The sequence below is a fragment of the Vibrio nigripulchritudo genome (assembly GCF_027924785.1).
GTDB lineage: Bacteria > Pseudomonadota > Gammaproteobacteria > Enterobacterales > Vibrionaceae > Vibrio > Vibrio nigripulchritudo.
Genome location: NZ_AP027050.1, coordinates 1,207,525 through 1,232,403 on the forward strand (window position 1 = coordinate 1,207,525; position 24,879 = coordinate 1,232,403).

Annotated in this window: 23 protein-coding genes; 12 read left to right on the forward strand and 11 right to left on the reverse strand. The window is 43.3% G+C overall.

Features of this window, described 5'->3' with window-relative positions:
* The first annotated feature begins 295 nt into the window (after nucleotides 1–295).
* Entirely contained in the window at nucleotides 296–1,276 is a 981-nt protein-coding gene (locus QMG91_RS23830; RefSeq protein ID WP_409351269.1) for a TDT family transporter, read from the forward strand.
* Between the two features lie 209 nt (nucleotides 1,277–1,485).
* Nucleotides 1,486–2,658 carry an alpha-hydroxyketone-type quorum-sensing autoinducer synthase gene (gene cqsA / locus QMG91_RS23835; protein ID WP_004408985.1) on the forward strand — a complete coding sequence of 391 codons (1,173 nt, stop codon included), beginning with the start codon at nucleotides 1,486–1,488 and terminating at the stop codon, nucleotides 2,656–2,658.
* Between the two features lie 173 nt (nucleotides 2,659–2,831).
* Here the strand turns inward: cqsA and QMG91_RS23840 are convergent, their stop codons facing one another.
* Both QMG91_RS23840 and QMG91_RS23845 read right to left on the reverse strand, forming a co-directional pair.
* A complete protein-coding gene (locus QMG91_RS23840; protein ID WP_281830553.1) occupies nucleotides 2,832–4,565 on the reverse strand; it encodes an ATP-binding response regulator in 1,734 nt (577 codons plus the stop codon).
* A gap of 810 nt (nucleotides 4,566–5,375) precedes the next feature.
* The gene (locus tag QMG91_RS23845; protein WP_281830555.1) at nucleotides 5,376–6,146 is read right to left on the reverse strand and encodes a helix-turn-helix domain-containing protein; all 771 of its coding nucleotides are present in this window, start codon (nucleotides 6,144–6,146) and stop codon (nucleotides 5,376–5,378) included.
* Between the two features lie 133 nt (nucleotides 6,147–6,279).
* Here QMG91_RS23845 and QMG91_RS23850 point away from each other — a divergent pair, with 133 nt between their 5' ends.
* Nucleotides 6,280–7,527, forward strand: coding sequence for an MFS transporter (locus QMG91_RS23850; protein ID WP_281830556.1), 1,248 nt, complete (start codon nucleotides 6,280–6,282; stop codon nucleotides 7,525–7,527).
* A gap of 85 nt (nucleotides 7,528–7,612) precedes the next feature.
* Here the strand turns inward: QMG91_RS23850 and QMG91_RS23855 are convergent, their stop codons facing one another.
* The gene (locus QMG91_RS23855; protein WP_281830557.1) at nucleotides 7,613–8,770 is read right to left on the reverse strand and encodes an alpha/beta hydrolase; all 1,158 of its coding nucleotides are present in this window, start codon (nucleotides 8,768–8,770) and stop codon (nucleotides 7,613–7,615) included.
* A gap of 295 nt (nucleotides 8,771–9,065) precedes the next feature.
* Between QMG91_RS23855 and QMG91_RS23860 the strand changes: the two genes are divergently transcribed.
* Both QMG91_RS23860 and QMG91_RS23865 read left to right on the forward strand, forming a co-directional pair.
* Nucleotides 9,066–9,995 carry an alpha/beta hydrolase gene (locus QMG91_RS23860; protein WP_281830558.1) on the forward strand — a complete coding sequence of 310 codons (930 nt, stop codon included), beginning with the start codon at nucleotides 9,066–9,068 and terminating at the stop codon, nucleotides 9,993–9,995.
* A 61-nt stretch (nucleotides 9,996–10,056) separates the two neighbouring features.
* On the forward strand, nucleotides 10,057–10,974 hold the full coding sequence (locus QMG91_RS23865; RefSeq protein ID WP_022612555.1) for a helix-turn-helix domain-containing protein: 918 nt from the start codon (nucleotides 10,057–10,059) through the stop codon (nucleotides 10,972–10,974).
* A gap of 65 nt (nucleotides 10,975–11,039) precedes the next feature.
* Here the strand turns inward: QMG91_RS23865 and QMG91_RS23870 are convergent, their stop codons facing one another.
* Nucleotides 11,040–12,233, reverse strand: a complete 1,194-nt coding sequence (locus tag QMG91_RS23870; protein WP_004409006.1) for an acetate/propionate family kinase — start codon at nucleotides 12,231–12,233, stop codon at nucleotides 11,040–11,042.
* Nucleotides 12,234–12,590: 357 nt separating this feature from the next.
* Between QMG91_RS23870 and QMG91_RS23875 the strand changes: the two genes are divergently transcribed.
* A complete protein-coding gene (locus QMG91_RS23875) occupies nucleotides 12,591–14,180 on the forward strand; it encodes a putative bifunctional diguanylate cyclase/phosphodiesterase (RefSeq protein WP_281830559.1) in 1,590 nt (529 codons plus the stop codon).
* 37 nt (nucleotides 14,181–14,217) lie between these two features.
* Here QMG91_RS23875 and QMG91_RS23880 read toward each other — a convergent pair whose 3' ends face one another.
* Entirely contained in the window at nucleotides 14,218–14,844 is a 627-nt protein-coding gene (locus tag QMG91_RS23880) for an outer membrane beta-barrel protein (protein WP_022591876.1), read from the reverse strand.
* A 364-nt stretch (nucleotides 14,845–15,208) separates the two neighbouring features.
* Here QMG91_RS23880 and phhA point away from each other — a divergent pair, with 364 nt between their 5' ends.
* Together phhA and QMG91_RS23890 are read left to right on the forward strand one after the other, a co-directional pair.
* Entirely contained in the window at nucleotides 15,209–15,994 is a 786-nt protein-coding gene (gene phhA / locus QMG91_RS23885; RefSeq protein WP_281830560.1) for a phenylalanine 4-monooxygenase, read from the forward strand.
* Nucleotides 15,995–16,005: 11 nt separating this feature from the next.
* Nucleotides 16,006–16,356, forward strand: a complete 351-nt coding sequence (locus QMG91_RS23890) for a 4a-hydroxytetrahydrobiopterin dehydratase (protein ID WP_038142242.1) — start codon at nucleotides 16,006–16,008, stop codon at nucleotides 16,354–16,356.
* A gap of 72 nt (nucleotides 16,357–16,428) precedes the next feature.
* On the opposite strand, the gene QMG91_RS23895 is transcribed toward QMG91_RS23890, so the two are convergent.
* The gene (locus tag QMG91_RS23895; RefSeq protein WP_004409020.1) at nucleotides 16,429–17,001 is read right to left on the reverse strand and encodes a tetratricopeptide repeat protein; all 573 of its coding nucleotides are present in this window, start codon (nucleotides 16,999–17,001) and stop codon (nucleotides 16,429–16,431) included.
* A 410-nt stretch (nucleotides 17,002–17,411) separates the two neighbouring features.
* Between QMG91_RS23895 and QMG91_RS23900 the strand changes: the two genes are divergently transcribed.
* Nucleotides 17,412–17,672: a hypothetical protein gene (locus tag QMG91_RS23900; RefSeq protein WP_281830561.1), complete on the forward strand. Its 261-nt coding sequence runs from the start codon at nucleotides 17,412–17,414 to the stop codon at nucleotides 17,670–17,672.
* A 57-nt stretch (nucleotides 17,673–17,729) separates the two neighbouring features.
* Here the strand turns inward: QMG91_RS23900 and QMG91_RS23905 are convergent, their stop codons facing one another.
* Nucleotides 17,730–18,878, reverse strand: coding sequence for an Acg family FMN-binding oxidoreductase (locus tag QMG91_RS23905; protein ID WP_281830562.1), 1,149 nt, complete (start codon nucleotides 18,876–18,878; stop codon nucleotides 17,730–17,732).
* Nucleotides 18,879–19,004: 126 nt separating this feature from the next.
* Here QMG91_RS23905 and QMG91_RS23910 point away from each other — a divergent pair, with 126 nt between their 5' ends.
* Nucleotides 19,005–19,424 (forward strand): MarR family winged helix-turn-helix transcriptional regulator, encoded by a 420-nt coding sequence (locus tag QMG91_RS23910; protein ID WP_281832720.1) that lies wholly within the window; start codon nucleotides 19,005–19,007, stop codon nucleotides 19,422–19,424.
* Nucleotides 19,425–19,471: 47 nt separating this feature from the next.
* On the opposite strand, the gene QMG91_RS23915 is transcribed toward QMG91_RS23910, so the two are convergent.
* Both QMG91_RS23915 and QMG91_RS23920 read right to left on the reverse strand, forming a co-directional pair.
* Nucleotides 19,472–19,960, reverse strand: a complete 489-nt coding sequence (locus tag QMG91_RS23915) for a GNAT family N-acetyltransferase (protein ID WP_281830563.1) — start codon at nucleotides 19,958–19,960, stop codon at nucleotides 19,472–19,474.
* 54 nt (nucleotides 19,961–20,014) lie between these two features.
* A complete protein-coding gene (locus QMG91_RS23920; protein WP_022599450.1) occupies nucleotides 20,015–20,818 on the reverse strand; it encodes a Cof-type HAD-IIB family hydrolase in 804 nt (267 codons plus the stop codon).
* A gap of 397 nt (nucleotides 20,819–21,215) precedes the next feature.
* Between QMG91_RS23920 and QMG91_RS23925 the strand changes: the two genes are divergently transcribed.
* Nucleotides 21,216–21,668 (forward strand): hypothetical protein, encoded by a 453-nt coding sequence (locus tag QMG91_RS23925; RefSeq protein ID WP_004409029.1) that lies wholly within the window; start codon nucleotides 21,216–21,218, stop codon nucleotides 21,666–21,668.
* A 111-nt stretch (nucleotides 21,669–21,779) separates the two neighbouring features.
* Here the strand turns inward: QMG91_RS23925 and QMG91_RS23930 are convergent, their stop codons facing one another.
* Nucleotides 21,780–22,598 carry an alpha/beta fold hydrolase gene (locus QMG91_RS23930; RefSeq protein ID WP_281830564.1) on the reverse strand — a complete coding sequence of 273 codons (819 nt, stop codon included), beginning with the start codon at nucleotides 22,596–22,598 and terminating at the stop codon, nucleotides 21,780–21,782.
* A gap of 247 nt (nucleotides 22,599–22,845) precedes the next feature.
* Here QMG91_RS23930 and QMG91_RS23935 point away from each other — a divergent pair, with 247 nt between their 5' ends.
* Nucleotides 22,846–23,718: an aspartoacylase gene (locus tag QMG91_RS23935; RefSeq protein ID WP_281830565.1), complete on the forward strand. Its 873-nt coding sequence runs from the start codon at nucleotides 22,846–22,848 to the stop codon at nucleotides 23,716–23,718.
* A gap of 64 nt (nucleotides 23,719–23,782) precedes the next feature.
* Here QMG91_RS23935 and QMG91_RS23940 read toward each other — a convergent pair whose 3' ends face one another.
* Complete coding sequence (locus QMG91_RS23940; RefSeq protein ID WP_281830566.1) at nucleotides 23,783–24,784, reverse strand: CobW family GTP-binding protein; 1,002 nt, start codon at nucleotides 24,782–24,784, stop codon at nucleotides 23,783–23,785.
* Nucleotides 24,785–24,879 lie beyond the last annotated feature (95 nt).

Consider the following 24,879-nt stretch of genomic DNA (forward strand, 5'->3'; position numbering starts at 1 on the left):
CTCAGACCTCGTTCTCAATCGTGAGTTTGCGAATTAGCTACCAGTCGGGTACTAACAACTTACGAGGATTTCCTAATGTTTTTATGTTTCCTACCAAATTTTATGTAGGGCTGAAGTTCTCCTTCATGGAATTGGTCACGCGAGCCCTACTCCTTAAGTATTAACCAAATTCACACTTTTGCAAACGATTTCCTGAAAAAGATTCTGGAAAGATGTTTTTTCGATTATTTCACTTCCCTCAAAAAGCCTGATTGGGTTTAATACGTCAGTCTTACAACATCTTGCAGTATAAGGAATGACTTCATTGGACTGGAAACGCTTTATCTACTTCCACCACGTCCCAACCGCTCAAGCTTCACTCGCACTTGGTTTTATTGGTCTCGGTCAGGCATGGGCTCTCTACCTGCCTTCCTTTGGTGAATTTATTCGCCCTTTCTGCTCTGTTGTTGGCTCTTTGCTTCTTGCCCCGGTTTTGATGAGATACATCAGTGCTCCCCGGATTTTCCTGCAAGATATTAAACACCCGCTCCGGGGAAGCCTAATGGCGCCCATGAGCATGGCTTTGCTGGTGCTGTGTGATTACCTGGCCATACTGTTTCCCAAGATAGCTAACCCTCTGTGGTTTGCCGCTTTAACACTGCACATCACCATGATGGTGCTGTTCTTCGCCTTTCAAATCAGTAACTTCAAGTTCACCAACATTGTACCGAGCTGGTTTCTTTATCCGGTAGGCGTTATCAGTTCTACGCTGGCAGGCAGTGCGCTTGGGCATACGGTGTTTTCTCAGAACATGGCGATGGTGTGCATTGCAATCTACTTCGTCATGCTCCCTTTGGTGTTATATCGACTGGTGTTTGCTGGAAAGCTACCCAGAGTCGCACGACCAACACTGGCAATCATGGCAGCCCCGGTTAACCTGTCACTTGCCGCTTATCTGGTGAACTTTCCCAACCCTGACCCCATTCTGGCGGGCGCGCTGGCGGGTATCGCCATTACCATGACGTTGCTGATTTATTTGTGTTACATCAAGCTGATGAAGCTCAAATTCCAACCTTCCATTGCTGCCGTTACCTTTCCTTCCGTAATCAGTGCAATCGCTATGCAAAGATTAACCACCTGGTTTGCCGAAGAACACCCTAATTGGGTCTGGCTACATTGGTTTGGTTTTTTCGAAATCACGATCGCGACAATATTGGTTGTCTGGGTTTCCGCCAATTACCTCAAAATGTACTGTGAGCTACCCTTTAAATTCGCAAATCTTAAGAGGCTTTTCTGAAACTAATGGAATAAGCTCATTAAATTTTTTAAATTTTATTAAGTATCTACCCCCGAAAGGGTATTTTAGAAAATAAATAGATAAATAAAGGATAGCTATTTTTGCCACAAGCACCAAAAACATAAATATTGCATAATGACGACTGAGTTTCTCCGGATATTAATAAAAGGGTCAGCTGACCTCACAAATATCCACATAAGAGAAATATCATGAGTAACTTAACAGCTAAACCGCTGCCGAATTTTATTGAGAATAAACTTGAGAACTACCTCGAGAAGAACATTTACTCACGAAATAACGGCAAACACATCGTCCAGGGCTTGCTGCCAAACGATGATTCGATAGTACTTCGTAGTAACGACTACTTGGCAATCTGTAATCACGATTACATTAAGGAGAGACAAATCAGTGCGCTTACCCATGCTAAGCGCGAGCCGATCATGTCGGCGGTATTTCAGGACCAAACCATCGAAGAAGGTTCTTTCGAGCAGAAATTTGCTGATTTTCTAGGCTTTGACCACTGTATTATCACTCAGTCAGGCTGGGCGGCAAACGTAGGGCTTCTTCAGACCATCGCCGATGAAAACACCCATATTTACATCGACTTTTTCGCTCATATGTCCTTGTGGCATGGTGCACAAAACGCGAACAGTAAGATCCACCCCTTCCTACACAATCGTCCTAAGAACTTACTGAAGCAGATAAAGAAATACGGACCCGGTATTGTGGTTATCGACTCGGTATACAGTACTCACGGAACGGTCGCACCATTGAAAGAGTTTGTCGAAGTCGCAAATGAACAAGGCTGCGCGATCATTGTCGACGAATCTCATTCGATTGGTACACACGGACCACACGGAGCCGGTTTGCTGGCTGAGTTAGGGTTAACGGATAAAGTTGATTTTGTTACCACCAGCCTGGCAAAAACGTTTTCTTACCGAGCTGGCGCTATTTTGTGCCATCACAAAGTGCACGAATGTCTGCCCTTTATATCACTTCCTGCCATCTTCAGTTCGGGCATCATTCCTTACGAAATGGAGGCACTCAAAGCAACGCTGGAATTGATTAAGGGAAGCGACGAAAGACGCGAGGATTTATTCAATAAATCTCATAGACTGATTGCCGGTTTGAAGTCTTTAGATATCAGTACAGACAGCGACTCTCAGATTGTTGCTATAGAAACGGGAACAGAGGAAAACACAGAAAAGGTCAGAGACTTTTTCGAACTTAATGGCATTTTCGGTGCGGTTTTTTGTAGCCCGGCAACGCCAAAAAATAAGAGTGTTATTCGCCTGTCTGTAAATAGCGATGTCAGTGATTCTGAGTTAGACAAAGTGCTTACTGTGTGTAGCTTGGCGAAAGAAAAAGGACTCTTACAATAGACAGATTTTTAAATAACGAAATCCTAAAATAAGCGATTTGAATTTTAAAAGTCAGGCAGTTTAAAAGAATTTAAATTGCAAAATATAGTAATCAGAGTGATATGCAAAAATATTTATATTGAAGTTTAAATATAATTAATTCACGCATTCACTCTGATTTATTTTCAGGCTCACTACACCCAGGTCGACACCTTCTGGATCAGAACATCTTTGGACGCCGGCTTCAGAATGTAGTCGTTCATACCGCTTTCAGAGATGGACTTCAGGGTTTTTTCACATTTCTCACCAGTAAAGCAGATGATTGGAATGTCTTTCCCTTTGTACTGGTATTTCTTGTCCCTGATCGCAAGCGTTGTTTCAATGCCGTCCATTTCTGGCATTTCTAAGTCCATCAGAATCAAATGAACTTCGTTAGAGTTAAGCAGCTGCAGTGCCTCTCTGCCATTTTCAGCTTGCAGTACTTTATACCCCTGCCTTTCTAGCAACGTCGAGGAATAAAGCCTTAGAGACGCATTGTCGTCCACAATAAGCAATGTCGTGTTGCCCTTGTAATTGGATGATCTTGTGACTTCGCCACTTTTTGATACTTTTTCGAAAAACAGTTTATCCAGCTTCACTGCCAGACCTTTCACAAAGGCATTCACTTCTAACGTTTCGTAAGACAAAATGCGATTAAGGGTCAGGTAATTTAAGATATTGCCTTCGTACAGGTAGACAATCTTTCCTTCAAAGCTACACAGCTTCTTCTCTAAAGAAATGAAGCGCTTTTGGTCTTCCCTGTAACTGGCCAGATCCACCAAAATCACGTCTTGTATTAACTTAGTATCCGTGATTTCCAGCGTTGCGGGTTCACTGTGAGTCAGCTCGTATCCGGTGAAAAACGCATGTGACTGGAGCGCATTCAATGTTTCACCAACACTACCGACATACAGAAGCGATTTCTCTTTGATGACACCGTCTTTCAGGTTAAACACACGTTCTGAATCGTACTTAGGAAAACGCAGCTCAAATTGCGTACCTTGGTTCACTTCACTTTCACATTGAATCGTACCGTTGAACGCTTTCATTACCTTACGACAGAAAGGCAAACCCAATCCAAAGCCACCTTTCTTCCCAGAAGTGTAGAAGTCGCTGAATATCTGATCGATGTTTTCGCTGTCGATCCCCGGACCATTGTCCCCGACAAAAATGGAGTTGAATTCATCGCCGATATGAAGCTGAATGTCTATTCGAAACCCTACTCGGTGCTTGTAGTAGAGTGCATTTTTCAGCAAGTTGAAAATAACGTAGCGAAGCAGTACATCGCTACCGAAAAAGTCTTCCGACTTATCATAAGTCAGGCGAATCAAGCTTCGGTCAGATGCATTACTAAAATGAAACCCATCGATAGAGCTCTCCAGAGTTTCACCAAGCGAATGGCGACGGAAAGTTGAAGTAGACAAGCGATGCTCATCAATCGAAGTCAGCAGCAGATTGATTGTTTCATTGCCTCGGTCAATCACGTCTAGAGAATCATCAAGAATCCCGTTAATCTCATCAAGGCTCTTCGCATCTAAAGGGTAAAAATCCGAAAGCTGTTGCGCATTTCTTTCAGGGAGGAGGTGTTTGACGACTTCAATAGAACTGTAAACCGCGCTGAGTGGATTACGCATTTCATGGGCAATCCCTGCACCAAACGATTTTGCCAGAGACACTCTAGATTCGTTTTCAGTGAAATTTCGGTAGTAGAAAAGTGTGCCAAATGCATAAGTGAAGAAGAACACTGGCATCAGCGTCCATTCAAAATACGTGACCTGGTCACCTCCGATAAAGATCGCGAGATAGGCAGCGGCGTAGCCACCCACACTTTGGAGGAAAACAATTCGAGTATCGTAAATCAGTAATATCTGGAGGAATATGCCAGACATCAGGGACATGCTCCAAACCATTGACCAGTCATTTTTAAGGAGCATGTACATAAAAAAGAAAGGAATACATACACCTAGTGAAATAACGTAATAAATATGGAGATAACGTTTTAAATATATGGGGAGCTTATTTCTCAGTAAAATCGGGACTAACAACAAGCCGCAAATAACACGAAAGCCTAGGTTTTCATAACTGTCCGGAACAAGCCAAGTCCAGACAAAATAGTAAGCGGGAAAACCAATAATTCCCATTAAAGCGACAATTGTTAAGTTAGGCTCAGCATATTCATAAATCTTTTTTGCACGTTCAAACTGCATCAGTTTCCCTAGCCTACGCATATTTTTCTAATTGATTTTTGACCGTTAAGTTATAGCACAGAACAGACCTCGTTTCATTGAAACTGGATGATTTATGATCTATGCCATAGATTTGTTACAAATTCAGTAACTCACTGTTCAAGCTAAAGAAAATCTACTGTTCAAAAATGGAAAAGCAAAAGATCAAACCACAGATCTTCGGATTTTCTCAGCAATGTAACCGTTATCACGTTTCATGAATTCAAAGCTTAGAGCCTAAGAAAAACTGATTTATTGATATTTTTATAAAACTACAGAATAAAGCTCACATTTTGTTTAGATACTTATGAAGGAAACTCAAGATTTTCAAATAAAAACCACGTCATATGTGCCTTGTTGATTAATAAATTACGTTGACTCCGCAAATTTGAATCCGGTGTAAATTGTTATGTGTCTTATTTAATATTTAAGAAAAATGTTTTAGCGCAATAACCGATAAAACACCTCTGTAATTTAGGGTATAGAGCTAATATTTGGAATTTCGGGCAACTCTTCATGGTATTTCCCTTTAGCTGCCATAAAACCAAAGGTATAAGGTTTTACTTTCAGCCCTTCTCTGGCACTCAGTTCCTGACTTTCTCTTAGCTTGTTGAACATCCAGTCTTCTACCTTTTGATTGATCTCTTGAAACTCTTCGCGGGTGAGTTCTGCGCATAAGGAGATAAGAAACCCATCTTCCTCATCAGCTTTTAAAGCAAGAACTCTCTTTTGCAGGTTAGAGAGTCTTTGACCAGTAAAAAAGCTTGAAAAGCGCGACCCTTTCTCGAAAGCCGCATGTGCAGGCAGAGTCATTTTACAAGTGTTGTTAAGCCCGAGTTCAACCAGCTCAAGTTGCTCTAGTTTCCTTAAATAAAGGTGTATCGACGCATCTGTAAGTCGATATTTCTGACCAATATCTTCCACTGATAAATTTGCTGCCAGTTCACTCCAGAAAGTAAACAATGGGGGATACTGTACAAACGCTTCATCCTGTTCCTGAGAAAATAATGGAATCTGGTGGATGTTTTCCTCTGCTTCTTTGAAAAGGTTAGAAAGAGAACGCCCCACTACCTGGCTTATTGCAACAAGCCTCTGCATAGAGAGCGGTTGTCCGTCATTCAGCAGGCGTTTCACACTGACCTCTGAAATATCTAATTCAGCAGCTAATTGCGCATAGGATACGTTAGACTTTTTTAAGTCTCGCTTCAGGATTACACAGATTTCTTTTGTTAGCCTGTCATTCATAATAGATTCTCAATTCTCGTATCTTCTCACGCCCCCAAAAGTATCATATTTAAATCCAATTCAAACAAACTTTGATACTTAAGGTCACTTTATGATTCTTTAGTGGTTTTTGAAGAACATATAACACCCTCTTATGGACAAAAAGCAACTAACAACGAGATTCGGCATACAACAAGCTTTACATTGGTTTGTCACAGGCATCACAATCCCAATTCTTACCTTAATGTTTCAGGCGAAAGGGTTGGATCTTTTCGATATTGGCATAGTTATGGCGATTTGGATTGGGACTACAGCTTGCCTGGAGATACCACTTGGCGGCGTAGCAGATACTTACGGCAGAAAACGTACTTACTTTGCATCTCTTGTTGTAAGCGTTGTCGGAGTTTCGCTGTTGCTCATCGCCGATAACATCTGGCTTATTTCTCTGTCGGCATTTTTTCTGGGCAGTGGTCGCGCCATCTACTCGGGTACATTAGACGCTTGGTTTTACGACGCTTATCAGAACGCTCAAGGCAAAGATCAATATCATGGTCATCTGGCTCAGGTTCAGGTGTTTGTAACGCTCGGCTTAGCCGCTGGTTCTCTGACCGGAGGTTATTTACCTCAACTCAGCGGTTTGTTTATAGCCTCTTCCAACAACCCTTTTTCAGTCAACTTGGTGGTCGTCATCACCCTGACCATTTTGCTGTTTGGAATCACCGCAATGCTGCTCAATATTGAGGGCAATAACCAACCAAAAGGAGAGCTCGAATCCGCGAGTAGTGTTTTAAGTTTAAGCCTCAAAACGCTAAGGCACTGTTTTCAGACACCAGTTCTTTTTCGGGTTATTCAGGGGACAGTTGTTTTGGGTATGGCACTGAGTGTCGTCGAAAATCATTGGCAACCATTCCTTCACATCGTAATGGGTTCTGAAAACACGACATACATTCTATTTGGGATTATCTCAGCACTTTATTTTCTAATGGAAGCGTTCGCATCCCTAGCATCAGTACGAGTCGCAAAGTGGCTGCGTGGCTCTCATCTCTCAGTATTATTTTACAGTCGAACGGCAGCAGGCATTGCCCTAGTCTTCCTTGCTCTGTCGCAAGACACCATGATGTTTGCACTTGGCTACCTTGGGTTCTTTTTCTTATTTACATTGGGATGTAATTCAGAAAACATTCTTCTGAACGAAAACACCGAGAGTTCTATGCGCTCTAGCATGCTTTCTGTCAGCTCTCTGGCAGTAACACTGGGCGGCATGGCAGCGTCGCTAGGGTTTGGCTTGCTCTCGCACCACTATGGCATTCAAGTAAGCTTCATATGTTGCGGAATACTGCTCATCGTCACATCGTTTGTTTACGTGCTAAAACTCAACCACCAGCCTCAAACGGTAACCTAAACTTACGACAAAGCGAGCATACTGCTCGCTTTCTTAACCCTACACAATGGCATTACGTTAGCTTATGTAATTCTCAGCTCCTGATTTACAGACTGCTGGTAATTCTGTATACGCTTTGTGCCAATTCCTCGTAATACGGGTTCCAGGTTAACCTAGCGTGTACCTTGCCTTTTTCTTCATACCCCCAGGCGGATAACCAGACATCTCCTCCCTGTTCGCAGTACTCTGTCGCGTCTTCATCCAAACTGTTCATGCACATCCTGTGTTCACCGTTTCGACCGTAATAAGGGTTTTCCGGGGCAAACAAAGGGCTCATATGAGAAGCGGTACTAATCTGGAAAGAATCGAGCTTCATGGTCAATGAAGTAACCGACCCAGCGTCCTCAGAAGCCTCGCCGTACCAAAGCAGCTGGTTATCCGGGTGTGTGAAATTTTCCTTATAAAGTGCCTTAACCGCGTCAGGGTCAATAATACTATCAGCTTCGCTAACCGCGATGAACGTTGGGATGGTCACTTTATTGTTTGAAAGCAAATCTCTCACCTTATTTGCACTGGAAGTGTAGGCAATAGCACCATTGATAGGGGCTGAACTGTAACGAGCCAGATTATCTTCTTCAGTATTGAAACCATCAAAAAACAGAGACGCTAACGGCGCAAGCTTCTCTATGAAAGGAGTGCGAGACTGAAACCCGGGAGAAAACAAAATCAGCCCGTCAATGTCCCCTTGTTCAATACTATGAATTGTCACCAGGTTTCCACCGGTCGAAAAGCCGCCTAACCAGACTTCGTCATACTCTGTTTTCAACATGTTCGCGTAATGGTCAACCAGCAATTGCCAGTCTGAATAGTTTGGCAGCATCAAATCTGCTGGTTTGCTGCCGTGCCCAGGAAGTAACACAGTCTGAACATAGAACCCTTGTTCCTGAAGCGTTTTGCCAATGTCAGAAAAACTGTATGGCGAATCCCCCAAGCCATGAACCAGAAGAATGGCTCTTTCCGTTTCCTGTTCTGGCTTCAACTCAAACGGCATATTCATGGCGAGTTCTTTTTCGCGATCGGAACTGATGAATTCGCGATTCTTGACCAGCCACTCTTCGGTGGTTCGTAAGTAATCTGTAAAAGTTGGCTGAATGTAGTTGTAGTACTGCGAAGACTGGTTAAGTGATATTTGACTGCTTGAAGAACAGGCTGCAATCGCAAGAACAAGCGCGAAAATTACGGTCAGTTTGGTCAGATTATGCATGGTTCTCAATGGTTCATTCTATCTAGGTTAAGTGCATTTCATAGTAGACCGGGTTTTCTATGCAGTCAGTGCACAAAACCGCGCATCTTGTATACGAAAATACGATATCAACATATTTTTGAACCCCGGAATTGGCAGTTGTTCTTTATTTATGTGCATTCCTTAATAGACACAGATCGGAGCGTTTCAGTTCAATCGGGATTTTGTATACACATTGCGGAGTTTTGTGCACTGACTAAAAATCCCCCACAAGTACGATAGTCACATCAACACAACAAGACAGAGAGATAACGTGATGAACGTACAGAAAGTAGAATTCAAAAGTTTAGGACTAACACTTGCTGGTAATTTGTATCTTCCAGAAGAATTCGCCCCTAATCAGCAATATAAAACTATTGTAGTTACACCACCTGCCCACCAGATAAAAGAGCAGACCGCAGCCGTGTATGGTCCGATTTTCGCGAAACTCGGCTTCGTCTATCTTGCTTTTGACTACAACAGCAAAGGCGAATCTGAAAGCTATAAAGAAGGTTTTCGAAATGATGAAAATAGCTTCCGTAAGCATGAAGACCTGCGTAATGCCATTTCCTACCTGTGTTCCCTACCCTATGTAGACCAGAACAAGTTGTATGGCGTTGGGATTTGCGGCGGCGGCAACATTATGAGCAGCGTTCTGATTACAGATTTGCGCGTAAAAGCCTTCGCTTCAATCAGTGCAATGCTGGCAACCGACAACGTGTTCTACAGCGATAAAGCGGCTTATCAAGGCATGATCACAGCGGCAAACCAAGCACGACAACGCATGTTTGAGTCCGAACAGTCTGAAACTTTCGACCTATTTGGATACGAAGATCCTGACTATCTTGAAAAGAACCCAAACCTTCCAGGTGCACAGTTAGAAGGCTATGAGTTTTATGGGACAAAACGTGCGGGTTCCGCAACTTATCCAAGGTTTTCTAACTACGTACTGAGCAACATCTATGAGTCCGCTCCCATTAACATTGGTGAGCAATACGCAGACCGTATGGTTCAACCATTCCTGGGTGTGGTGGGAGAAAAGGCTGATACTGCAATAGCAACAGAGCTGTTTTATGAAAAAGTCACCTCAGAGAAAGCGCTTTTTAAGGTGCCAGGCGCAAGTCATGTAGACTTGTACGACGTAGAGGAATACGTAAACATTGCTGCTGAGAAAATTGCTCATTTTTTTGACGGTCAGGCACAGTAAATCAACGCGACTACGATTACAGTGGTAGGTAAAACCTACCACTGACAACACAGGTTTTAGCATGAAAAAATACCACTTCGCGAGTATTACAGAACAAAACGAATTACTGGGGATTCGACCGCCCGAGCACCCTTTGCTCGACGTCATCAAAATAAATTCGAAGAAAGAAGACAATCCGTTGAGCTGCGAAGACGGCTTCACGATTTCAGCGAACTTCTATTCAATCTCGCTGAAACACATCACTTCGGGTGAACTGCTTTACGGACGCACAAAGTACGATTGCTCCAACGGCACCATGCTCTTCATTGCACCTGAACAGCAGTTATCTGGAGTGGGAATAAAAGTGGATTCTGTCGCCAGAACCATTTGCTTTCACGAAGACTATATCCGGGGTCATAAACTGCAGGAGGAAATTAAGAAGTACCATTTCTTTAACTATTCAGTGAATGAAGCCCTTCACCTTTCCCCAAAAGAAGAAAAGCAAATGGCGGTGATCTTCGACGCCATCGAAGCGGAATATCACAATAATCTCGATGCGTTTACTAAAGAACTGATTCTGTCGCAGTTGAGCACTCTTCTTATGTATTCAAACCGCTATTATTATCGCCAGTTTTTGATGCGAAAAGAGCTGGATACCTCCGTTTACGATAGGTTTTCAAAACTACTTGAAGCCCGAATCCAGTCGGTGGTCGATGAATCATCAAGCATTCCAGAAGTGGAGGAACTGGCGCAAAGTATGAATATGACGAGCCGTTACTTAAGCGATGCGCTAAAAGCCGAAACGGGGAAAACCACAAAAGACTGGATTCATAAAGCACTGATTGAACGATCGAAAGACCTTCTGCTATCCACTAAGGATTCCGTTGCGACAATCGCCTATTCTCTGGGTTTTGAGTATCCACAGTATTTTTCGAGGCTGTTTAAGAACAAGGTGGGTATGACGCCGTCTGAATATCGCACGGAAAACATCACACATTAGTGCGGTCAAGATCAAAAAAAGCGAGCTGTCTGAGCTCGCTTTTTTCATATCGATTTCAAGTCAATTTACAGCAGTTCAACCGACTGCTGAGCAATCACAAATTCTTCGTTAGTTGGAATCACCATTGCCACCGCATCAAGTGTATCCGATTTACCAATGATGCCTGACTCGCCAAAGCGTGCCGCTTCGTTGCCGTTCTCGTCTTCGACAAAACCAAGAAGCTTCAGGTTTTTCAAGATTTCACGGCGAATAGGCAGAGAGTTTTCACCAATACCGCCCGTGAAGATGATGGCATCCAGATCATTAAGTGGAATCAGGTAAGAACCAATGTACTTGGCAACGCGATAGGTGAACACTTCAAATGCCAGTTTCGCACCTTCATGCCCTTCTTCCATGGCGTCTAAAATGCCTCGTGCATCAGAAGTAAGCCCAGACACTCCCAAGAAGCCAGATTTCTTATTCAGAGTCTCGAATACTTTTTCCTGGCTCCAGCCTTTTTTCATCAGAAATTCAATGATGCCTGGGTCCAGGTCGCCAGAACGAGTTCCCATCATTAACCCAGCAAGAGGTGTAAAGCCCATAGAGGTGTCCACCGATTCCCCATTGCTGATTGCACAGACAGATGCACCGTTTCCTAGGTGAACCGAGATAAAGCTGGATTCGTTTACTGGCTTGTTTAGCATTTTTGCTGCTTCACGGCTCACGTAGTAGTGGCTGGTTCCGTGGAAACCGTATCGACGAATACCATATTCTTTGTACAACTCGTTAGAGATTGCGCCAGTGAAGGCTTTCTGAGGCATGGTTTGGTGGAATGCGGTGTCGAATACAGCGAATTGAGGCAACGCCGGGAAGGCATTCATTGCTGCACGAATACCGGTTGCGCCTGCAGGGTTATGAAGCGGAGCCAGATCAGCCAGAGCTTCAATTTCTTCCAGAACATCCTGATTAATTCGCACAGTTTGAGTAAAGCGCTCACCACCATGAACAATTCGGTGCCCAACAGCAACGATCTTGTCACTCAGTTGATACTCTTCAATCAGGGCTACAATGCGGTTGATGGCATGCTGATGGTGCTGTTCAGGAGCTGTGATGGCTTCTTCTGTTTTATTCCCTTGATATTTCCAACTAATTTCGGCTTCTGGCAACCCGAAACACTCCCCTAAACCACTTACGATTGCTTCTCCGGTTTCGGAATTGATCACAGCAAACTTAAGGGATGAACTGCCTGAATTGATAACCAGAACAAAGGAATTAGACATAAGGTACGTATCCTGTTTTTAGCTAAATATCTGAAGCATTATGCTTTCATCGAGACTTAAGCCATTATTCAATAATTTTTTAATCTTTCAACTTTCTTTTAGTCTCTTCCACATCTGATTTGAGGATTTGTTGATCTAGCGCAGAAATAAATTTAGTTAGAGTCACAAATTAAATATCACTATATGAATCACAACTAATATAAACAAAAAGCAACGCAACTCCTTGTTGACCATTTTATGAAATATGTTGGAACAGGTTGTCTATACTTGATCTGTAAACATTGCCTGAGACCAGAACAATTGCGCCTGCAGCCCAATTGAGTCATGCCTTCAGGCTGCTGTAATTAAGGGATGAGTGTGATTCTATTTGCGGATTTATTGGTCTTTCTGGGAATTGTGTTTTTGGGCTTAGGGCTCAAACCTGCTGTTCAGATTTGCCAAAAAACCCATGAAATCGGCTGGCAAATTCTTCTCACATTGATCATTGCTTTTATGATCGGTTATTCCCTGTTTCTCTTCTATCTCCTCAGTATTCGCACTATTACGTTTGTCGAACTTGGCATGTCTGCCATTTTGTTCGGCGGGAGCCTGTTCGTAGCGCTGGTGGTTAACTATTCGCTCAAAAGCATCGGGAAAATTGATGACATAGCTCAGCTTGAACGCTACAACGCCATGCACGATTCCCTTACCCAATTGCCCAATCGCCACTATTGCATGCAGCAATTGGACAAGCGCATAGAGCGCAGAACACCATTTTCTGTGCTGCTATTCGACGTGAATAACTTTAAGTACGTCAACGACGCCATGGGTCACCAGTTTGGTGACATGCTGCTACGGCAAATTTCCCAAAGACTCAGCATGATACTGCCCAAACAGGCTTTTTTTTCCCGTATCGGAGGGGACGAGTTTGTCGTTATTTTGAGAACCGGTGGTCGCAGACCGATTGAAGAACTTTATACCGTCATCACTGAAGAATTGAGCCATCCGTTTAATCTTGGCGAATACAGTATCATCGCTTCTATAAGTACTGGGGTAAGTATCTATCCGGAGTACAGTACCGAGAAAGACCAGATCCTAAAGCAGGCAGATGTCGCAATGTACGAAGCGAAAAACTTCGGTTGTGGTCTCTATTTCTATTCAAGCGATTTGGCAGACAAAGCCAAAGAGCAACTGGATATTTCCAGCCAACTGACTTCCGCTCTACACAATCAGGAATTTGAATTGCATTACCAGCCAATCGTTAACACACGCTACAATTCTCTTTACGGGTATGAGGCGTTAATACGTTGGCCGCAAGCCAATGGCACCTTTATCTCACCAGAAGTATTTATTCCGATTGCAGAGCAATCCCACATCATTAGGGACATTACCGACTGGGTTGTGAATCAGGTGATCCTTGATATGCAGCTTTTTCACGAATCGGGCATTGATGCCAGTATTCACCTCAACCTTTCCGCCAAGGATCTTAATAGCCGCGCCCTGTTTAACAACCTCGAACAGTTGGTAAAAAGTGACCAGCTTAATGCCAACCGTCTTGTGCTGGAAGTCACCGAAAGCAACATGCTCAAAGATTTGAAAAACACCAAGCAAGTGCTTCAGGCTCTGCGTGAAATTGGCTTTAAGATCAGTCTCGACGATTTTGGTACTGGTTATTCCTCTCTTACCTTGCTGAGAGAACTGCCCATTGATCAAATTAAAATCGATAAATCCTTTGTGTCTGGGATGCATCGAAGCGAAGCAGACCACGCTATTGTGAAATCTTCTATCTCACTCGCTCATGGCTTAAATTGCACAGTCATTGCGGAAGGAGTTGAAGAAACTGAGTTGATGGTACTGTTGGATACGGCGAACTGCGACTATGTTCAGGGTTTTATCAACGGCAGAGCTCAGACTCTCGAAGACATCATATTCTGGACGAAGCAGCATCAACTAAAAAGCGCCATCTGATAGACGGCGCTTTCTTTAGAATTCTAAAAAAGGAAAGTTAGAACTGGTAACCCATAGTAACAAACATGCCGTACAGATCGGCATCGCCCTGTTTACCATCTTTCTTAAGTGTTAAATGGTTGCCACGCAGCTCAGCACCAAATTCAAAATCGTTATCCAGCTTGTAGGATGCCCCTACCGACCAAACGTAACCCGCACCTTTTGCACGAGGTTTTGAATCTTTATCAACCACACTGGTCTTTTTGTATTCCAGAGCTTCAACAAAACCGTATGAAAGACCTGCAATACCATAAATCTCGACACATTCCGTCAGTGAATAACTCACTTTTGGCGCTAAGTTTAGCGTTAGAGAACTGATCTCTTCGACTTCGTAAAGTTTTGAAGTATCAGATTTTTTCTTCGAGTTGTAGTGAATATCTCCCGAGAAAGAAACACCTAAATGCAGTTTCTGACTCTCCGTCCATGATGAAGTCATACGAGAATAATCGAGAGAAAGCGCTCTACCTGCTAACTCGTAATCCCCAACGGCTGCGACCTTAGACTGGAAACTGGATCCGCCAACTTTGGCAGTAAATAAGTGATATGTCTCTGGACGCTCTTTTGCGTTAACACCTGCAGACAAAGCTGCAACGCTCGCAAAAACTAAGGCAAACTGTTTTTTCAAAACGAAATCCAATTAATCTGATTGTGTTGCATGAGAATCAACGCGAATGAGTTCAAGCCAAAACATTCACAATATCGGGATATTCTCACAATTGATTAAGCGCGCGAGATTCTACACAAATAACACACATATCAATAGAATTATTTCCCTTTAATCGTTAAACAAATTTGCCTGAATTTTCATAGTGTGAAAGGGCGCACTTTCCTAGCCACAAATACCCATTACTTCTCGCCTTCGCATCAAGTTGTAAAAATATTGTTACAGGTTAATGTTTTTACAAATCGGTTGTTTTGTAGACGATAAATCAGATTTCATTGATAGTTACCATAACAAATGCAACATATTTGCAACATCATGGTGACTTATGACTAAGCAAAGCCAATACCGTTCAAAGTCGGCAGATGAGAACGGAATCATTCAATGGACGGATGAAGAAAATAGCGTTTGGCATCAACTTGTAGAGCGCCAGTTAGGCTGTATTCAGAACAAAGCCTGTGACGAGTATATGGACGGGCTTGATAAATTGAATCTCCCGTCTGATCGGCTGCCACAACTGGAAGAAATTAACGCCGTACTCAAACCTTCAACTGGCTGGCAGTGCGAAGCTGTTCCCGCATTAATCAGTTTTGATCGTTTTTTTGAGCTCCTAGCCAACAAGCGTTTTCCCGTCGCCACCTTTATCCGAACAAAAGAAGACATGGAATATCTCCAGGAACCGGACATTTTTCATGAAATTTTCGGTCATTGCGCAATGCTCACCCACCCCGCGTTCGCGGCGTTTACAGAGAAGTACGGCAAGCTTGGATTGAACGCATCGAAAGAAGACCGGGTGTTTCTTGCTCGACTTTACTGGTTCACGGTGGAGTTTGGACTGATAAAAAACCAGAACAGTCTGAGTATTTATGGCGGCGGTATTCTCTCAAGCCCCGGCGAAACCCAATACGTGTACAGCGGAAAACCCGTGATCGCTCCACTTGATCCTATTGAAGTACTGCGAACACCTTACCGAATCGATATTATGCAACCCAAATATTTTTATTTAGATGGCATCGAACAGCTCTTTGAACTGGCTGATCTCGATATCATGTCGTTGGTGAAACGTGCAAAATCACTTGGGTTGCACAAACCTATGTATGAACTTGAAAGCTAAAAGGAATAATGATGTCAGAAACACTTTCAGAATCGAGTTGCGAAGCCTGTCGAATGGATGCGCCAAGAGTTGAAAAGCAAGAGGCAGAGCAGTTACTTCAACAAATTCCTGAATGGAACCTCATTGAAATCGATGGAATCAATCAGCTTGAGCGCATATACAAATTCAAAAACTTTAAACAGGCACTCGCTTTCACCAATCTAGTCGGAGAAATGGCAGAAAGCGAAGGTCACCACCCAGCTCTTACGACAGAATGGGGCAAAGTAACCGTTCAATGGTGGAGTCACTCCATCAAAGGGCTACACCGCAATGACTTTATCTGCGCGGCAAAAACCGACGGAATTCATAAGGAAAATAGTTAAACAAAACAAAGTAAAAAGGGTCGCAAACGCGACCCTTTTGAACGATATGACTTAAAAGACTTTTTACCGCTTTTAAAAAATTGTCAGTTCGTTTTCAGACAGAAAAACAATGGCATCTTTGTAGCCGTTTTTAGCAGCACGATACATGTACTCAATTGCTGCATCTTCATCTTTATCACCACCTTCGCCTTCAATCAGCATTTGGGCGAAAACAAACAGAGCATTGGGCAAACCAGAATCCGCAGCAATTTTGATGTATTTTCTTGCTTTTATCGGGTCAGGACGGACGCCTAAACCCTGAGAGTAAACAGTATGCAGTTTTAGTGCAGCATCGGCATTCTGACTGGATAAAGCTCGTTTAAGCCAGAAGATCGCCTCAGCGGTGCTTTTCTCTAATCCATTACCGTGAAGTTTTATCTCCCCTAATGCAACTTGTGCAACAGGAGAGCCCTTGTAGGCGTATTCTTCGGCAAGCCCGATGTATTCATCATCGGAAGCGCCTGAGAGCTTGTCCAGATAATCAGAGTCCAGTAGTTGAGCCTGCTTCTTACGCCTCTTCGCCTCTGACTGGGCAATCGACGACTCAGGAGACTTGTCCTGAGAATGAGGTGCAAACAAGTTTTTGGGGAAATCTGAATCGGACACGAGAAAACCACTCAAAGCCTAAAATTATCAGTAAGGGGTGGAGAGTATGTCACGAATAGATAAACACACTCTTAACGTTACACAAAATTGCCAAGCTTCTCGCAAGTTGAGTGATTTTTCATCGCAATTTAGAAAATTAACTGGCTAGAAATCGTTGTAAACCCATACCGAACAACATGTTCATTCTCACTTTGTGACTGGAACTCATATTCGAAATTCTGACAAATACACGTGAACGATGAAGCTCAAAAAATCTTCAAATTTCCTGATCGCCAAAAGTACAATCAAATCATTGCGATAATTGAGTTGTTTATAATTTAGTCACATTTGGTAACACACCTGAGTAGAGCTAGGGTGATCGTACAGGGTATGGTTAGAGTAAGAACCCAAAAATAGAACAAGGGCTCACCATGAACACAATGTCAGAACCGGCGAATCAAAACGAAAAATTTGATGAACTCATGAACCGTGCGGTAGCGCTACGACACGAAATTCGTTCGCTCGTCGACGCACCCCATAGTCCGACAAAAGCTGTCTCCCTGAGAGAAAAACAACGCGAGTTGGATTACGTTCATCAACAGGCAGAAATCATTATTTATGGCGAAGACAGTATTCCAGACCGATTGCCCACGCCGCCAGATAGAAACCACAGCCAAAGAATCACTTCCTGAACAAGATTGAATAGCGCCCCAGCTCGGTCGCTATTTTTATCTCCATATGTACAAGCATTAAATCAAGATATCAGTGACTTCTCTTCGCGGTGATTCAGGAGTTCTTTTAGCTTTCCCCAAGCGAAAAAGCATTTGCACTGTATGAGCTTCTGGAATATTGAAATACGATTTGAAGTCACGCTGTAAAGGCAGCATATCTTGATATTCTTGTAAGATCTGGCTCATGGGATGCTGTGCAATGCCCAATGACTCGGTAAGCAAGTTGATTCTGTTGTAAAGTCGCCCTACTTCTAATTGAGTCAAACGTCGGTTGTCTTTACTCACCAGCATTGCAAAGTATCGGGTGCTCTTTGTCACCGATTTTGTCAACTTCACTCCCTCTTTTCCAAAAGCTGCTGGGTCTTTTAGTGCACTCTCACGCGAAACAAAAAACTGCTCAGCCATCCAACGCTTGGCACCAGTAACACCGTTCTGAGGAAGACCAAATCCGTCGCGATAACGCTTTAACTCTTCGTCGTTAAATCGAAACATATTAATGGTCTCGAGGCTGCGTTGACTATTTTGCTCTTCAATGACCATAGCGTTGTTCAAAAAGTTTCGCATGGTTTCATTCTGTTCCGTACTTTGAATCAATTTGAGCTGGAACTCAGTCCCTTTGACTGAATCAAGTATCTGCTCAAGTTCGGTTTCCGAAAGTTTTTGTTCATCGTATACCGTTTTATTCGACTGACGGGTAACGAGCAGATTGAATAACGGATCAGGTTTGACATTAGAATCGGCAACTAACCGTATTCTAGCCACTGGCTTGTTCTCAAGTACCTGATTTGTGTATTCCCCATCGGGAAAATAAGTGACGTTTGCTCGTGTAGCAAAGTGGCTGGCTGCGACGACTAAGCTTTCAATAAATGTGCCATGCCCAATGTGAATCTGGCGGTGGATTGGATCAGTCTGAGGCAGCAAGCGTTCGCTGTCTACGTAAAGCAGAATGGTGTCTTCACCCTCCAGCGCTATTTTCCAGGGCTGCGTGTTGTGGGGGTTTGGGCAGAGCATTGCATAGCTGATGAGTGTCTTTCTCAAATCAGAATACGTCTGAGTAGGTCTGAGCAACGAACCAGTGGTGCTGGAAAGCTGACCCACTACGACAGGACCTGCGGCCACAACAACTGCGCCTGCACCTAAGACTTTAATGAAGTTTCTTCTGTTCATTGCTATACCCTTTCTGACTAGTTTGCTAAAATACATTCCACGGAATAAATATATATTCCATGGAATATTAATCAAGAGATTTTAATCAAAATGTTGACAGAAAAGCAGAATTTATCATTTAAGATAATGATTTCTTTGGGAATAATTAATCAGCTAACAGACTCTTGGCTTGGAAAGGCTTTAGCACCACTTGGGCTAAACCAGTCTCAGTTCAATCTGCTCAACCACTTTTCTCATCAGCCAGAGCGAGAACAGACCATTAGTCAGCTTGCTCAGGTGATGCAGATGAACCAGCCTGGGATTACAAAGGTGGTCAATAAATTGTTCGACATGGGATTGATCGACATTCGAAAAGATGAACAAGATGGCAGAAAAAAATGGGTCAGAATTAACGAGAAAGGTCTCGCAAAGGTTCAAAGTGCATTTAGCAGCTTTCTGCCCATGATGAACGAATGTTTTGATGATTGGACGGAGGACGACATGAGTCAAATGCTATCCCACAGTAACAAATTGAAAGTGTGGCTGGATGACAACAGAGATATTTAAGAATGAATGTTAGACACCGCAGCCTGTAACGGCTGCAGTTGGAATATTTAAAACTGAAACCGGATAAAGTGCATTTCGAGGTCGGTATCTACGTCTTTGGAAAGCGAATAAGCGTTGCCGACTAAGTTTTCCACCGCGGATTGCCAGAATTTAAGCGCGCCGTGATTACCGATTAGCACACGAATTTGCCAGTCCCCCGGGAAACGATTGACCACGGTATGCAAAGCCTTTTTGCCCACGCCCATACGCTTAAATTTACGCAATACAAAGAACTGAGCGACATCAAACACGGCTTGATTATTGGGGTATTTTCGAACCAATACAAAGCCTGCTAACTCACCCTCAACATAAATGAAGAAAGGGGTGTGATCTTCGCGCTTCCAATACACATCAAAATTTGAAGAAGGGTAAGTGAAGTGCCCTTCTTCATTTGGGTTCCAGCCCATAAATTCAGACATATCGTAAATGTAATAGGGAAAAAGGTTCACCAGAATATGGCGCGAACTTTCTTCAATCTGTTTAAGCGAAACTTCCATTACACCCCTGCTTTACTTCTGAGCCAAACCACACTTACGCACTGCATCAAATATCTAGTTCTGGTTCAGAACTTTCTCTTTGATAACGGTTAGAACGCCTTGTTCATCTTGGTGAGGAGCGGTGAAACGAGCGAGATTTTTGATCTCAGGATGGGCATTTTCCATCGCGTAGCTGTGGTAAGTCTCTTTGAGCATTTCCACATCATTAAAGTAATCGCCGAAACTCATGCTTTGCTCAAAGTTAAAATCAAACAACCCTTGCAAGTGCCTGATCGCCGTTCCCTTAGACGCTTCTTTGTGCATAAAATCTAGCCAGATTTTCGCACTGACGACGACCTGATGAGTATCCCCAAATTTTTCAGCGACCACAGGGTAAACGTGCTCTTCTGTGCCTTCGTAGTTCAGGATCGCTATTTTGATGAACTCATCATCCACTTCAAGCAAGTCTTCGACGCATTCTACTCGATGGTAGTAATTCTGAATCTCCTCGAATTTGCTCGACTCAGCGGTTTCGATATAGGCAGAATTTTTACCACAGAGAACAACATCGGAATTCGGAATATCACGAACCGTGCGAATAATACTGTGCACTTCGTCTTTGGGTATCACACAGCTGTATAGCTCTTTGCCCTGATGCATTACAAACGCGCCATTTTCAGCAATGAAAATCATGTCGTCGGCAACCGATTCAAACATACTCAGCAAACTGTAATACTGCCTGCCGGATGCCGCAGCAAACAAAACTTCGCTTTGCTTTAGCGAGTCAAAAACATCGTAAAATTCTTGGGGTAGCTGCTTAGCGCTATCTAGCAAAGTGCCATCCATATCACTGGCAATAAACTTAATTTTTTCTTCCAAAACGACTCCGAACCACTTACAAATTCGCCAGTTTTAGCGACAAAAAACAATTTAGGGAGAGCTAAAATGCCATAATTCGTTACCAACGTGAACTTTTAATACTTCTTTTAACATTGATATGAGAATCAGATAAACGGTTCAATAAAAAAGCTTGCCATTTTTCGAATCCAACCAATCCCTTGTTGTGTTTAATAAAAAACTACCTTTTTTTAAACACCTGACAACAACTAACCAAACATTAACTTGAACTTCCTGATTATGGTGTAGACTTAACTGTATAACGTGTTGTAGTCAGGAGCTTATGGAAGCAAGCTTCTCGCCTCACACATTTTGCCTGTAATTAACCAATTCTCGGATTGGACATAATAAATAGAGTGTTAAGAAAGAGACTCCATCGATGACGGTCATGCTTTACCCAACTAAAACTTCGCCGAAAGGCTACAGAGTTCAAGACAAAGTCCTTAACGTACAAAAATACTTCCCTTTTTCTAAATTCGACTCGCCCAAGAAGGCTGAGAAGTCTGCCTACGCATTTCAAGAACAGCTCAATGAAAAACGAAGGGTAAGAGATATTCGACTCTCGCTCGATGTAAACCAGATATTTCATGCCGACGGCTCTGTTAAGGGCTTAAGTAAACGAAAAAGGCGCTACGGAGAGGAAGTTGTCGAAGCTCTTCGGGCGCAAGTCACGGTGGATGGCAAGCAAGTCTCAACTGACTGGCAACTCAAAAACCGTACCTTTCGCGAGGCTTACAAAGGCATTCAGGACTGGATCTTGGACAAACGCGGTATCGCCCGAACAAGAGAAATCACCAATATGTTTAAAGAGGCTGAACACCTTTACAAATAGCCTTGAATTGGGTCTAGGTTGATAGCTTGTAAGAGTTGAAACAAAAACGCAGCGCCATAAGCACTGCGTTTTTGTTTGCGTGAATCGGTAGAGCCGCCCACCAGATCGGGTTTAGTCTTCAAAGAATTCCAGAATAGCTTCTGCTAATGCTGAGGGGTTTTCCTCAATCACAAGGTGCCCGGCTTCAGGCACGGTAACAAGTTTTGCCCCCGGGATTTTGCTTTGCAGTGTGTATGCTTGATCACAGGGTATCCATTGATCTTCTTCACCCCACAAAACCAAAACAGGCGCCCTCGCGTCTGCAAATTTATCCTGAAACTCATCGGTAAACTTTGAATCCGCTTGCGCTATTTGTCGGTAAAATGCGGGTTTCCCTTGTTCGCCTGTCCAGGGTGTCAGTATTCCTTCAATGGTCTCTTCACTCAGTTGTTGATAAGCCGCCGTCTTTATATAGGCTTCAACAATGGCGGTGTGAATATAGTCCGGGACGCCAGCAAATGCGCTTTCATGTTGCTCGATATGTTTAAAGAACGGTGAACCCCAAGGTGACAAAGCTACCGGGTCAATAACCGCTATTTTTCGATAGTCTCGATGATCTAGAAGATGGTTGCGAAGAACCGTCGTGCCACCAAAGTCATGCCCTACAATGTAAGGTGAGTCCAGTTGCCAGTAATCAATCAAAGCATCCAGAAGCTGATTCTGTATACCAAGTGAAACATCAGCATCGCTTTTATCGGATTCGCCGTACCCTAACAAATCGAAATAGTGCACTCGGTATTGAGTAGAAAGCTTTTGTATCAAATGCCTGAGATTAAACGAAGACCAAGGCGTGCCGTGAACAAGTACCACAGGTTCACCTTCACCCTGAATGCCATACTTTACATCCCGACCTTGAAAACTAAAGGTGTCAGGCAGACTCCAAATACTCATTTTCGCTCCTTGATTTTGCGTAACTGCACACATGTAAACATCTTCTCAAATATGTGCAAAGTAGAATATTGACTAATGTTGCAATGGGTTACGTTTCTCTAATCCAAGGCTTTGTGATTTCTGTGAATATTCACACACCAAAAAATGTTATGATATAACATCACTAAACTATACAATTTCACCAAACATCTCATTACAGCGAACCACACACCGCTTTTGACTCAATTCAGAATGGAATTTCTACCTCATGGACAAAGTTAACCAAGTACTTCTCGTTTCAGGTACTCATGGCAACGAACTTTCTGGCATATACCTTCATAAACTGATTAAGGATGGCTTGTATCCCGCAAGCCGGGATTCGTTTTCGTTCGAATCCATCATCGCAAACCCACTCTCAATGGAGCAGAACTGTCGCTTTGTTGATCACGATTTAAACCGACTCTTTTCCTCTACCACACCAGAAGAAGAACCAAACTCCCATGAGGTAAACTTAGCCAAGCAGTTAAAAGACAAATACTCGGAGCAAGGCAATCAGTTGGTCATTGATTTGCACAATACCACCAGCAATATGGGTGCAACGCTTATTCTGCTTGCTGATTCTCCCTTCTATCAACAAATGGGAGCCTACGTTAAACAGCGAATGCCCAATGCCTATATTCTTTTTGAATCTCAACAATCGTGGGATGAACATCCTTATCTATGCACACTTGGGCAACATGGAGTGATGATAGAAGTTGGTGCTCAGGCACATGGTTCACTGAAGTCGGACACTCTGGATTTGATGAAACACATGTTAACGGCGGTGCTGGATTTTGTCGAAAATCACAACCTCAACAGGCTTCCTGCCCTAAACAACTATGACGCTTTCTATCTATTTGAAGAAGTGAAAATTCCTCTCGATGAAACCGGCATGCGCATTGCCACCGTTCATCCGACGATTTGCGGCAGAGATTTCGAAGCAGTAAAACCCGGAGAACCGATCTTATCGACATTCTCAGGGGGCGATTATTCTTGGGAAGGAAAGCACGATGTGTACCCGCACTTCATTAATGAAAGTGCTTACTGCAAGAGCAATATTGCCATGGCATTAGCTGAGAAAAAGCAGGTAAAGGTGGGTTAAAAAAGCTAAAACGGCACTCAAAAGCATCTGCGGTCATTTTAAAACTCGCAGATGCTTAATTTATCTATCCGTGAACACAACCTAAAAGCTGAGATTCAAAACTTTCATCAACCTTAGTTGAGATCAGCTCTATTCTGCTCTCATAACAGTCATCAAGCTCTGCTTCTGCTAGCCCATCCGACGTCATGTTGTACCCGAATATACCGCTCTCTGTGATGAATACCGCTTTCATGCGCTCTACATTAAGACCAGCAAGCAGTGCTAAGAGTGTATTGCGATTAAAGATCTTCTCAGGAGAAAAGCGCCACCCCACACTATGAAAGCCCTCTCCTTGGTTCGTTGCTTTCAATACACCGCTTTCTGGTATAGGGAGCTCCGACACCAGTGGTTCATTGTGACCATGATGATGGTGATGCGGAGGCTGCGAGTGAACAGTCGTCTTCCCTTCAAATTCAGCGAAAGGAATGTCGCCATGCTGCGCAAAGATCACTCGCGTATTTGGTCGCCCAACCTTAGCGACGTACTCTTCCAGCGTTGCTTTTTCGTCGCCCTGATACAGATCCAACTTGTGACCTACCACGGTATCGGCAATCTCTATTTGTTGGTTGAAGGTGTCGTGTTGAGTGTATATCGAACCCGACAGTTTCCGCGCATCCACCAGCGTGATGTTTTTTTGCAGCGACAGCACTTTTCGGTAATGTTCAGACGAAAGTACTTGAAGCACTTCTTTTGGATGACCAAGCCCAGTCGGTTCGATCAAAAGGCGATCTGGTTTTGCTTCCGATAACAACTGATTCAGTGCGATCTGCATTGGCAATCCAGCCGCACAGCACATACAACCACCCGGTACTTCACGGATAAAAACCTGCTGTTTTTCATCGTGGTTACCCTGAATCAAACTGCCATCAACACCAATTTCTCCGAACTCATTAACCAGCACCGCCCAGCGCTCGTTACTGGGCTTATTTTTCATCATATGGAGAATCGCAGAGGTTTTACCTACGCCTAAAAATCCAGTAATGATATTGGTAGGCACACCCAAATTATCTATGTTGTCAGAGCTCACTTGCCACTCTCCTTCTTTTGACTCGCCAGATAAACCACCTAGCGAATCACTCCTCTTTTGCAGTCCGTTTTTATACTAAACAGTACTGCCTGAAT